We start from the raw sequence: 12585 nt of genomic DNA, 5'->3' as shown, positions 1-12585 counted from the left end.
ACCGGCTACTCCAGCGTGACCCGCGGGTCGAAGAACGGATAAAGGAGATCGACGATCAGGTTCACGACGACATAGCCGGTCGCGATCATCAGCAGGCAGCCCTGAACTACCGGATAGTCGCGCGAATAGATCGATTCCACCAGCAGCCGCCCGAGGCCCGGGAGAGTGAAAACCGTTTCCACGACCGCGATGCCGCCCAGCAGCGTACCGAGCACGATGCCGATCAGCGTCAATGTCGGCGCGAACGAGTTGGGCAGGACGTGCCGGAACAGCACCGATCGCTCGGAAAGCCCCTTGGCCCGCGCATGCGTGACATATTCGAGCCGCAGCACCTCGATGGCGCTGGACCGGACCATACGGGTCAGCACTCCGACCTCGATAAGGATCAGCGTCAGCACAGGCAGGACGAGGTAGGTGATCGCTAGGCTGGCATCTTGACCGAAGGAGACATAGCCGACGACCGGCAGCCAGCCGAGCTGGATGCCGAACAGCATCAAGAGCATCAGACCCAGCCAGAAACTGGGGATCGACAGGCCGAGCGTGGCGAGCGCAACGAGAGTGAAATCCATCCCACTGCCCTGTCGCCAGGCGGCGAAGATGCCGACGGGAACGGCAATCAGAGTTGCCGTGCCGACGGCTAGGAGGATGATCGTTGCCGAAAGCTGGAAGCGGTCCCATACGAGCGCGAGAACGGGATCGCCAGTCAGGATCGAATTGCCCAGATCGCCCTGGAACACATTGCCCAGCCAAATGAAGAACTGGACGGGAAGCGGCTGGTCGAGCCCGAGGCGCCGATTGATGGCTGCAACAGAGTTGGCGTCGGCTCCGTCGCCGAGCAGGATCAGCGCAGGATCGCCCGGAATGAGCCGCACCAGCATGAATACCAGCAGCGCGACGAGAAGCAGCGTCGGGATCGCCATAAGCAACCGCTTCACGAGAAATTGCGCCATAGGTTCTAGGTCCTCTCGGTTCCTGTCGACCGCCCGCCTGCTCTGCGCGCCGCCCGTCACACGCAAAAGCATTTTTGTTTTTATGAACGATAAAGTACAATTTCGACGGCTTCAACCGTCCGCCGATATTTTTGATCCCAACGGCAGTTTGATGCTGCCCGCCCCGGCCGGGGCTCCGGCAATCCTCGCATGCACCCGGTCAGGTCGAAACGCGCTCCACCCGGAATGCGGACACCTGCCTTGCGGTGACGACGACACTTGCCGTCGTCATTTCGACTCCCTCCGGCCGGCCGAATCGCCGGCCAGACGTCCGAATACCGAACCGGCCATCAGCCCCGTGCCGCCGGGATAGTTGAAATAGAAGATGCCGCCGACCAACTCGCCAGCCGCAAAAAGCCCGTCGATCGGAGCAAGGTCCGTGTCGAGCACGCGCCCGGTCTCGTCGATCCGCAGCCCGCCGAAGGTGAAGGTGATGCCACAACCCACCTGATAAGCGTCGAACGGCCCCTCGTCGATCGCCTGGGCCCAGTTCGATTTGTTGACGGCCAGACCTTCGGTGCGTCGGCCGTCCTTGACGTTCGGATTGAAGGGAATGTCGTTGCGAACGGCGCGATTGTAGCTCTCGATCTCCTCGAGGAAGGCGGCCGCGTCCACACCTTCGAGCTTTGCGGCTAGCGCGTCGAGCGTATTGCCTGTGACTTTCGTCACCTGCTTGATCCGGTACTCGTCACGCAGGAGATGCAGCGTCTTCTGGTCGAAGATCTGCCAGGCGAAATTGCCTGGCTGCTCGAGGATCACCCGGCCATATTTGGCGTAGGTGTAGTTTCTGAAGTCGGCGCCTTCGTCGACGAAGCGCTTACCCTCGGCATTGACCATGACACCGAAGGGATAGGAGTGCTTCTGGAAGCCGTCGCCGACAGCAAGGTCGCCGAACTCGCTGGCGTTGAAATCCCATCCCACGGCATGACAGCCGGACCAGTTGCCATATGCGGCGGCGCCGATCGCTCGCGCCATAGTGATGCCGTCGCCGGTATTGAAGCGCGTGCCGCGGACCTTCGCCAGCTCCCAACCGGGACCGAGATAGCGGGTCCGCATCTCGGGATCCGATTGGAAGCCACCAGACGCCAGCACGACCGACGCGGCCGTGAGGTCTTCATAGCCGCCATCTTGCTTAACCCTCACGCCCGTCACCCGGTCGCCGTCGCGTAAAAGCTCCGTGGCGCGGCAGCCGTAGCGGATTTCCACCCCATTTCTGCGGGCGATCTCGGTGTGGGCATCGATGAGGCCGGGCCCGCCACCCCAAGCCTCGACCGTCAGGCCGCCCCAGAACTTGAACCTGCCGCCGACCTGGAAAGCCTGGCGTCCATAGATCGGCTGGAAGCGGATACCTTTCGATTGCATCCACTTCATGGTGTCGAAGCTGCGCCGTACCAGCATTTCGCATAGCATCGGATCCGAGCGATAATGCGTCACCCGGAACATGTCGTCGAAGAACTGGTCCTGCGTGTAGGTGCCGAAATCGGTACGGGCGATCTCCTCTTCGCCGAGGTCGGGCATGACGGTGCGCAAATCGTCGACACCGTCATAGGCGAACCGGATCGCGCCGGCTGTGAAGCGGCTGTTGCCTCCGTTTTCCACAAACGGTGCACGCTCCAGGACGACGACCCGGGCGCCGCGCTCCGTCGCGGCGTGCGCCGCACAGAATGCTGCGTTACCTGCCCCAACCACAATGACGTCGTACGCGTTCATGCCAGCTCCATAAGATTTTTTGAATTCATCTGTATACACTTGTATCCAACATCGCAACGATTGCATGCACCAGCGTTTCTGCGCATCTTGTCCCGATGCAGGACGAGAATGGAAAGAGCGCCGGATCGCGCAGCGAACAGGCCTACATGCAGATCAAGGGTGCGGTTGAGGCGGGCGCGCTCGCGCCTGGCAGTCGCGTGCGCGAGAACGAGCTTGCCGAGCGCTTCGGCATCAGCCGGACACCGGTGCGCGACGCGCTACGCCGGTTGGAGGCCGAGGGGCTGATTGCACACGTGCCCCACCAGGGTGCTATAATCGCCCAGCTCGACCATCAGGCCGTGATCGAGCTTTACGACATGAGAGAGGTTCTGGAAGGTACCGCGGCCCGGTATGCGGCGCGCCATGCCTCCGAGGCGGAGATACAGGAACTTGCGGAACTGGTGGCCGCTGAGGAGGGACTGGAGGAAGACGCTGCGGCGCTGGCGCGGCTGAACAGGGTTTTCCATGGCGTGCTCTATCGGGCCGGTCACAACCGCTATCTCTTGAAGACGCTGCTGGCGCTTCGCGATTCCATGATCCTTCTTGGCGGCACCACGTTGGCGCTCAGCAATCGTCCGCAAAGCGCGCGTAAGGAGCATGAGGCCATCATTGCCGCGATCGCGGCCCGCGATGCGGATGCCGCCGACCAGGCCGCGCGGCACCACATCCGCAACGCGCAACGCGCGCGCCTCAAATTCCTGCGCGCCGAGATAATGGGGGAAGCCGGGTTGCAGCCCCGCGATCCGTTAGACAGGCGAGCATGAGGGCAAGGATTCCCGGCGAAGAACGGCGGCGCAACGGCGTGGCCAATAGGCTGGTCGCGCGTTTACCCAAAATTACCGCATTTTTCTCCGCCCTTGATGTTTTTCGTGCTGCAATCGGCCAGAAAATAAGTAGAAATACTTATGACGGTTAGGTGATGGACCTAGGGTTTCTCGGAGGCGTCGTGTCGGACCTACCCGCCAAACAATCGCCAGTACCGCCGAGGGTGATGTTCTTGACCATCGGGAAGGCGCCACGCGAGGACATGGTTCCCGAGATTGCCGCGCTGATCGATCTGCCGATGGAGGTCCACCAGATGGGCATCCTCGACGACTTGTCCCACCGCGTGATCGAAGACCTGACTGCGACCGAGGGCGAGCCGGTCCTCGTGACATACCTCCCCCGCAGCTTTCGCATCCGATTGTCGCGTGCGGGTGTCGCCTCGCGTCTAAATGCCATCCTCGCCAGGTTCCGGCCCAATGAATACGATCTGGTGGTCATTCTAGCGACCGGTTTCACTGACCAGATCGTCGTCAAAGGGCCGGTCCTCAACGCGCATTACGCGATGGAATCCGCGCTGCTGTCACTGATGCCGTCCGGGCAGAAGATCGGTGTCATCCACCCGCATGTTTCGCTGCTTTCGAGCCCATATGCGGGCTTTTCCGCCTGGAACGCGCTGCATGTCACGGCCAAGGAAGGGGATCGACACGAGCTTTTGGCGGCTTTGCTCGAACTTAGTGAAGCTGATGTCGTCCTACTGCCGTCAATGAGTTACGGCGAGGAGGACTATCGAATCCTCACCAAGGTAACGCAGAAGCCCGTCCTATTGGGACGCCGCGTTCTAGGGGGCGCAATCCGGATGTTGCTGCTGACGGGTCGGTCGGGCAGCGGTGCGACGCTGTCGCGGCAGGTGCGCGAACGGCTAGCCAGCCTGACCACCCGCCAGACCCAAATCCTCGATCTCGTCTGCGCCGGCCAGTCCAGCAGGCAGATCGCCAAAGCTCTTTCGATCAGTCCGAAGACGGTCGAGGTGCACCGTGCGCATATCATGACGAAGATCGGCACGCGCTCGACGACGGCGCTGATCGCGACGGTCATGGGGCATGGCGAGGATGAGAATTCTGCCTAATTCTTGGGCGGTTCGATCGACGGCGCGCCTCGGGCATTCGGGGTCTCACTTATGGTTCCTCGCTGTTCTCCTCGCTAAGCTCCACGGGAAGGCGCGGGATCAGTCCCGCACGAGGACAGGAGACCGCCGGATGACCGCATCGACGCAGCCCACCTACCGAATAGGGTTCGACATCGGCGGCACATTCACGGACTTCATCCTGCACGACGGTGCCACCAATCGCATCCGGCTGCACAAGCTGCTGACCACACCACACGACCCGTCCGTCGCCGCGCTTCAGGGGCTGACGGAAGTGTGCGGCGGCGCCGGCATCGCGGTGGCCAAAGTGAGCGAGATCATCCACGGCACCACTCTGGTGACCAATGCGGTGATTGAGCGCAAAGGCGCGAAGCTGGGCCTGGTCACCACCAGGGGCTTTCGCGACATCCTCGAAATGGGGCGGGAGCAGCGCTACGACATCTACGACATGTTCCTCGAGTTTCCCGATCCTCTGGCGCCGCGCGATTTGCGGCTGGAGGTCGATGAACGGATCGATCGCGACGGCAACGAAGTCGCGCCGCTGGACGAAGACGGGCTGCGCCGCGCCTTGGAAACGCTGGTCCGCAACGGCTGCGAAGCCGTCGCCATCAGCTTCATCAACGCCTATCGCAACTCATCGCATGAACGGCGCGCAGGCGAGATCGCCGCAGCAGAATTTCCCGAACTCGCGGTCTCGCTGTCCGCGCAGGTCGTCCCCGAGATGGGCGAATATCCCCGCACCGTGACCACCTGCGCGAACGCTTATGTCCAGCCTTTGATGGATCGCTATCTGACCCGACTGGAATCGGCGCTCGCCGCGCTCGGCTTCGACGGAGAGCTGCGCCTCATGCATTCGGCGGGCGGTCTGGTGTCGCCTTCGGTTGCGCGCGCCTTCCCCATCCGGCTGCTCGAATCCGGTCCTGCGGGCGGTGGCCTTGCCGCCGCGCTGTTCGGCGAGACCGCCGGCAAGGAAAAGCTGATCGCCTTCGACATGGGTGGCACGACTGCCAAGGCCTGCATCATCGAGGACGGCCGTGTCGACATCGCCGTCGAACTCGAAGCTGGGCGCGTCTCGCGATTTCGCAAGGGTTCCGGCCTGCCGATGCGCGCCCCGGTGATCGACATGATCGAGATCGGGGCGGGCGGCGGTTCCATTGCCGGCATCAACTCGGTCGGCCTGCTGAAAGTTGGCCCGCAATCGGCGGGGTCCGATCCCGGTCCCGTATGCTACGGGCTGGGCGGCACGCAGCCGACCGTCACCGATGCCGACATGATCCTGGGTTATTACGACCCCGACTTCTTCCTGGGCGGGCGCATGAATCTCGATCTTGCGGCGGCGGAAGCCGCGATGGATCGGCTGGCGGAACCCCTGGGGCTGAGTCGTATGGAGGCGGCGCGCGGCGTACACCGCGTGGTCGTCGAGAGCATGGCGGCCGCCACCCGCGTGCATATGGTCGAGAAGGGCAAGGATCCGCGCGACTGGTCCATGGTTGGGTTCGGTGGAGCAGGCCCGGCGCATGCGGCGGACGTGGCCCGGGTCCTCGGCGTGCGCGAGGTGATCGTGCCTCCAGCCTCCGGGGCCGCCTCCGCGCTCGGCTTCCTGACCGCGCCACTGTCCTTCGAGATCAGTCGTTCCATGCCCGTCGAACTCACCAAGAGTTTCGACGCCGCTGCGATCGAGCACCTTTTCGGTGAGACCACTGCCGAGGCCAAAGCGCTGCTGACGAAGGCAGGAGTGGTGCCAGGCGATATCGCGACCCAGCGGTTCGCCGAGATGCGGCTGGTCGGCCAGATGCACGAGATCACCGTGCCGTTGCCGGCCGATCTTGGCGGCGGCGATGCCTTCACCCGGATTCGCGCGGCATTCACGGCGGCCTACGAGGCACGCTATGCCTCGGTGCGGCCGGAGGAGCGGATGGAAGCGATCAGCTTCCGCGTGCTCTGCTCAGGTCCCAAGCCTGGCATCTCGCTCGCCGGTGCCAGCGGCGGCGCCGACACGCCGGCGCTGAAGGGCTATCGGCGCGCCTGGTTCGACGCCGGTGAGGTCCAGATGGCGGTCTATGACCGCTACGCGCTGATGCCCGGAACCGTGATCGACGGTCCGGCTGTGATCGAAGAGCGCGAATCAACGACGCTCGTGCCGCTGGGCGACCGGGTGGAGGTCGATGCGTCGCTCAACCTGCGCATCGCGGTTGCGACGGAGGTCGAGGGCGCGGAGATGATATCAGCGGCTATGTCGGTCGACGAGGCAATCGAGCGACTGGAATCCGATCCCGTCTCGCTCGAGATCATGTGGTCGCGTCTCGTGACGGTGACGGAGGAGATGTGGCTGACGGTGATCCGTACCGCCTTCTCGCTCACCGTGTCCGAAAGCCAGGATTTCGCCTGCGGCATCCTCGACATCGAGGGGAAGTCGATGGTGCACTCGCCGCGTGCCATGCCGGTCTTCAACCTGACCCTGCCGCGCGCGGTGCGGGCGCTGCTGGCCAAGTTCCCCGCCGAGACGCTGAAGCCGGGCGACGTGCTGATCACGAACGATCCCTGGCTCTGCGCAGGTCATCTATTCGACATCGCGGTCGTTACGCCGGTCTTTGTCGATGGGCGGATCGTGGCCCTGATCGGCACCGTCGGCCATGTCTCCGACATCGGCGGCACCAAGAATACCATCCGGGCGACCGAGATCTACGAGGAAGGGCTGCAGATCCCGCCGATGAAATTCATGGATGGCGGCAGGATCAACGAGACGCTGGTCGAGATGATCGCTACGAACGTGCGCGAGCCCGAGCAGGTGGTCGGCGATATTCACGGCTTCATCGCCGCCAATACGCTGGGTGCCGATCGGCTGACGTCGTTCATGTCCGAATATGGCCTCAGCGATCTTCGCGGCATGGCCCGGCTCCTGCAGGGTCTGTCGGAAAAGGCGATGCGCGACGCCGTGCGCCGGTTGCCCGATGGTGAGTACCGTTCCGAGATCGAGTGCCGTCAGCTTGGGGACACCCTGCGCTACCCGGTGAAGGTGACGGTGGCAGGTGATGAAGTCGGGATCGACTTCGAAGGCGCGCCGCCGCAACTGCCGCGCGGTGGCCTGAACTCGACCCTCAACTATACCGTAGCGCATGCAACCTATCCACTGAAATGCATTTTGACGCCGGAGGTGCGCGGCAATGCGGGCTGCTACCGCGCGTTTCGCGTAAACGCCCCGGCCAGGTCTTCGCTGAACCCGGACTACCCGGCTTCCGTATCGATGCGAACCCGGACGGGTTGGTATCTCGCGCCCGTCATCTTCCGCGCTCTTTCGCAGGCTGCGCCCGGACAGGTGCAGGCCCATACCGGCCTGCCGATCGTCAGCCGGGTCTATTGCGAGACCCCGTCCGGCATCGACGCCGGCCACATGTTCCTGGGCGGTGGCCAGGGCGGGTCTAACGGGCGCGATGGAAAGTCGGCCCTGCTGTGGCCGACCTCGGCCTCCAACACGGCTGTTGAGGTGTTTGAAGCCCGCGTACCCGTGTTGGTGACCGAGAAGGCCTATCTTCCCGACAGCGGCGGCGCCGGCGCCTATCGCGGTGGGCTGGGGCAGCGATTGCGCATGCGCAAGCTCTACGACGACGGTCTGCCGATGCAGGTGGGCCTTTTCCCCGAAGCGCCGGGTATGGCCGTCGAAGGCCTTTTCGGCGGCGCACCAGGCAGCGGTGCGGCAGGCCGCATCCTCGATGCAGCAGGCAATGAAGTCCATGATGTCGGCGACGGCGAACTGGTGCGCGTCACGACCATCGACAGGCTGGTCGAGATCTCGCTCAACGGCGGTTCAGGCTACGGCCATGCCGGGCTGCGCGATCCCGAAGCGGTCGCCGAAGACATCCGCCTCGGCTACGTCACGAAGGCTGCCGCGCGATCCGATTATCCCAGCCTCGCTGAAGCCCGGCAACTGGAAGGCGTGAAGTAATGGAAGGCGATACCCTGTCCTCTGGAAATCTGGGTGCCATCACGGTCGGCCAGGCTCCCCGCCCCGATCTCGCACCGCTGTTCGAAGCGGCGACCCCGGAGGGCGCCGAACTGATAGAGATCGGTGTGCTCGACGGATTCAGCCGGGCCGAGATCGAACGCGATTTCGCACCCGCTCCGGGAGAGCCGGCATTGATCTCGCGTCTCGTCGACGGCACTTCCGTGGTGATCGCCAAGCGTCATGCGGTGGCGCGGGTCCCCGCGCTGGTGGCCCAGCATGTACAGGCCGGATGCCGGACGGTGCTGCTGCTGTGCACAGGCCATTTCCCAGGTCTCGAGAATTGCCGTGCACGGGTGATCCAGCCGCAGGATCTCTTGATCCCCACCATCAAGGCGATGGCGGGAGGACGCCGGATCGGGCTGATGGTCGCGGTAGAGGCGCAACTTGCATCGGTGCCGAAGAAATGGGCCAGCCTGACGGACGGCACCACCGCGCCGCCGCCCCTCGCACGTGTCATTTCTCCTTATGACGCCACCGATGCTGAACTCGCCTTCGCCGCCCGCGAACTCGCCGGCGAAGGCGCGGCGCTGCTCGTTGCGGACTGCATCGGCTTCAACACGCATCATCGCAACGTGGCCCGGCGAGCCACGGGCCTGCCGGTCGTCGTCTCGACCGATCTTCTCGTCAAGCTGATTTCCGAACTTGTGTGATGGGGCGGCGAAGGCTCGCAAAGGGCGGGACGCAAAATGGAAATAAAACAACGAGGGACCGGTGCGGCAGGATCGGCCGGGCGGATTAACAGCATGACGACAACCGGACTTCCATTCGACAATCAGGATCTTCTGCCGGCCATCCTCGACTGGGTCCGGATCGAAAGCCCCACGACGAACGCCGCCGCGGTCAACCGGATGATCGATTTCATCGAAGCCGACGCCACGGCCTGGGGCGCCGAAATCAGGCGCATCACCGGCACCGGCGGTATGGGCGACCTGTTGCTGGTCGCCTCGCCCGGCGCCCAGGAGGAAACGCCCGGCATTCTGCTGCTTTCCCACATCGACACTGTGCACGAAATCGGAACGATCGAGCGGGACCTGCCCTGCCGGGTGGACGGGGATATCGCTTTCGGACCCGGCATCTACGATATGAAGGGCGGTGCATACCTGGCCTTTGCGGCCATGCGTGCCGCCGTGATTTCCGGACGATCAAGGCCTCTGCCTCTGCGCTATCTCTTCGTCTCAGACGAGGAATATGGCAGCCCCACCGGCCGTGCGCACATCGAACGCGAGGCGCGGCGCGCGAAATACGTCCTGGTGCCCGAACCGATGAATGACAGGCGGATCGTCATTTCCCGCAAGGGCGTCGCCCGACTCAAGATGCGCATCACCGGCCAGCCGGCCCATTCCGGCGGCCGACATCAGGACGGCCGCAGCGCGGTTCGCGAGATGGCCTGGCAGATCATGAGGCTGGAGGAGATGACGGACTACGACCGCGGACTGACGGTGAATGTCGGAGTCGCGCGGGGCGGCACCCGGGCGAACGTCGTTCCCGCCGAGGCGGCGCTCAACATAGACGTCCGGTTCTCGGATCCTGCCAGCGGCGCAGAGGCGTTGAAGCAGATCCAGGAAACCAGCCCGCATTTTCCCGATATCGGCATCGACGTCACCGGCGGCGAAACCCGTCCCTGCTTCGTAAGGCGTCCCGAGGTCGAACCGCTCTTGGCAAAGGCTAGGCAGATCGCCAGGGAACTCAGCATGCCGCTTGGCGAATATGCCAGCGGCGGTGGCAGCGACGGCAATTTCACCGCGGCCATCGCCCCTACGCTCGATGGGATGGGCGCCGAGGGCAAGGGACCGCATACCCATTTCGAGCAGATCAGGATTTCATCTCTCGCCCGGATCGCGACGCTGCACCTGAGGCTTCTGGAGACATTGAGCTAGGTTCAGGACCTGTTAATTCGGTTTGTCAGCGGCCAGAGCCACTGCGACAGTAGCGCTGCGCTCAGCCTCCCGTTCAGACAGCGACAGCAAATCGGCGTTGCTCGGGCCGGCGCGTTTGACCCGCTCAAACCGCTCGTTCAAATCAAACGCTGAAGTCCGCACCTCGGTATAGCGCGGGCTACTGATATGAGTGCCCTCAGTGCTGAGATTCTGCGCTGACGGTCGCGTTCAACCGCAGCGTTGTGACGTTGTGAGAGCGCACCGCTTGTTTGTACTTGTTGTCCGCGGCCGCATCGTTCCGATTGCGCTGTCTGACCCGCCGATCCTATACCCTGAACCAATGGGAATATCTGACGCGCTACACCGAGGACGGCAGGATGCCGATAGACAACAACCTTCTCGAACGCGATATCAGAATCTTTGCCACCGGCAGGAAATCCTGGTTGTTCAGCGATACCGTCGAGGGGACCAAGGCCAGCGCCGTCGTCTACAGCCTGATGTTGACCTGCCGGGCTTGCGGCGTCGAGCTGTTAGCGTGGCTGCGCCATGTCCTCACCGAATTGCCTCAGCGCACTGAAGACGCTGATATCGACGATCTTCTGCCCTTCAACTTTGCCAAAACCGCCACTGCCTGATCAGACCAGATGCCGTTCTCAATTCGAAGGCGATCCGTCGAAATCGCCGGCGTCAACGTGCAGAGAAATGAGCACTTACCCATAATCGACGCGAGGTCATCGTTGCCGACAGTCATTGGTAAAGGCGACAATGAACGGCCCTTCGTCCTTGAAACGGGCGGGCGATAATCACATATCGCCGCTGAGCCTCTGCCGATGGCGCGCGAGGCCAATTCCGTCACGCAAGAGCTCGTTCGACCTGGAGGACCAGATGAGTTTGATGATGTTCGACCGCCCCGTGTTCGTGAAGGATGGGTCTCACATCATTCAGGAAGTCGCGTGTCTCGAAGACGCACTGGAATATCTCTACGATTGGCCGAAGAAGCGACGCGGTGAGACATACGAAACCGCCCTTGGTGCATGCAAGCGAGCATTCGAAGCCAACTATCCGCGGTCGGCCGCCCGAGATGCCTTTGCCGACTTTGCCAATTCGGAAGGCATACTGGAAGAGGTATCCGAACCCTTGCCGTGGATGACAGTGTCGGGCGCAGAGCGCGGCGGGGTAGCCTCCTGAATACCAAGTCGCGTCCCCGTCCGACGGTCAGGTCGTCGCGTCACTGTGTCAGCCATCAAGGTCCCGTCATAGACCAGCCCGCGAATGCTTCTGTTCTGCCTCGGCGGAGGGTAGCCAAGATGTTTGCGACTGTACAATCGATGGCGGGCCGCTGGTTCTGGTCAAGTCATTGTGTCAGTCGGGCCGCCACCATGACGAGGCGCTCGGCTCGACCTATGCCTGCACCCCGGACCTTGGCCTCTCCGGTCGCTTGGCCGAAGTGTCGCGCGTTCGGTGGAGCCGATGCTCCGCTGCTCGCTTCGATAGGCCAAGCCGTGTGGCGATGGCGTCGACCGCCAGTCCGGCGTCGTGGAGCCGCCGAATGCGGCGGTCGAGATTGGTGTCGAATCTTCGCATGGCTTGATCCTAATGCATCACCATAGTGGGAACCATGGCGCGATCACTGGAGGCAGTCTCTCAAGTTGTGTGCGTCTGGGCGGCGCAACGACCTCTCCCACCGCGCCGCGGACCTGTCGCAGGCGACATCTATCCCAACACCTTCAGGCCGATCGTCCGCCAGGCGACGACACCAAGCGAACGAAGGAGATTGGATCACCGCACCGTGGGAAGAAGCGAAGGCGCAGCGGCGGCCGCTGCCGAATGACCGTTTGGTCCGACTGGAGCACGTCGTGGCGTGATATTCCTGCAACAATCTTGCGTAAATGCCGAAATGGTACGCTGTGTTCAGTCGATCATATCGATTTGACTGCATTGCTGCTTGTAGCCACCGTGGAAGCTTCACTCTATAGGAAGCGCGTCTCTTCGGGGACAGCGGCGTTTTGACGGGGATGCCCAACGCCCCCGCCCAAAGCATGCCTGGCGGGCGTCGCT

8 protein-coding genes and 1 pseudogene are annotated in these 12585 nt (G+C 63.1%); 7 read left to right on the top strand and 2 right to left on the bottom strand.

The window, feature by feature from the left end; translation table 11 throughout:
- Positions 1-5 precede the first annotated feature (5 nt).
- Complete coding sequence (locus GM909_RS14740) at positions 6-950, bottom strand: ABC transporter permease (RefSeq protein WP_157017152.1); 945 nt, start codon at positions 948-950, stop codon at positions 6-8.
- A 267-nt stretch (positions 951-1217) separates the two neighbouring features.
- The gene (gene tcuA / locus GM909_RS14735; protein ID WP_157017151.1) at positions 1218-2699 is read right to left on the bottom strand and encodes an FAD-dependent tricarballylate dehydrogenase TcuA; all 1482 of its coding nucleotides are present in this window, start codon (positions 2697-2699) and stop codon (positions 1218-1220) included.
- 95 nt (positions 2700-2794) lie between these two features.
- Between tcuA and GM909_RS14730 the strand changes: the two genes are divergently transcribed.
- The 7 genes and pseudogenes from GM909_RS14730 (at position 2795) to GM909_RS14700 (ending at position 11715) form a co-directional block, all read left to right on the top strand.
- Positions 2795-3502, top strand: a complete 708-nt coding sequence (locus tag GM909_RS14730; RefSeq protein WP_157017150.1) for a GntR family transcriptional regulator — start codon at positions 2795-2797, stop codon at positions 3500-3502.
- Between the two features lie 182 nt (positions 3503-3684).
- Positions 3685-4629, top strand: a complete 945-nt coding sequence (locus GM909_RS14725) for an AroM family protein (protein WP_198174261.1) — start codon at positions 3685-3687, stop codon at positions 4627-4629.
- A gap of 130 nt (positions 4630-4759) precedes the next feature.
- Positions 4760-8590 carry a hydantoinase B/oxoprolinase family protein gene (locus tag GM909_RS14720; protein ID WP_157017148.1) on the top strand — a complete coding sequence of 1277 codons (3831 nt, stop codon included), beginning with the start codon at positions 4760-4762 and terminating at the stop codon, positions 8588-8590.
- Positions 8590-9300: an AroM family protein gene (locus tag GM909_RS14715; RefSeq protein ID WP_157017147.1), complete on the top strand. Its 711-nt coding sequence runs from the start codon at positions 8590-8592 to the stop codon at positions 9298-9300. The genes GM909_RS14720 and GM909_RS14715 overlap by 1 nt, the downstream gene beginning before the upstream one ends.
- 93 nt (positions 9301-9393) lie before the next feature.
- A complete protein-coding gene (locus GM909_RS14710; protein WP_157017146.1) occupies positions 9394-10527 on the top strand; it encodes a M20 family metallopeptidase in 1134 nt (377 codons plus the stop codon).
- Positions 10528-10850: 323 nt separating this feature from the next.
- Positions 10851-11162, top strand: a pseudogene (locus GM909_RS14705) (IS66 family transposase); the annotation flags it as partial.
- Between the two features lie 130 nt (positions 11163-11292).
- On the top strand, positions 11293-11715 hold the full coding sequence (locus GM909_RS14700; RefSeq protein ID WP_328600463.1) for a DUF982 domain-containing protein: 423 nt from the start codon (positions 11293-11295) through the stop codon (positions 11713-11715).
- Positions 11716-12585 lie beyond the last annotated feature (870 nt).

The organism is Mesorhizobium xinjiangense (genome assembly GCF_009749525.1).
In the GTDB taxonomy this organism is placed as follows: Bacteria; Pseudomonadota; Alphaproteobacteria; order Rhizobiales; family Rhizobiaceae; genus Mangrovimarina; species Mangrovimarina xinjiangensis.
Note: the sequence above shows the minus strand (reverse complement) of the source record. Positions and strands in the feature narration are given on the sequence as shown.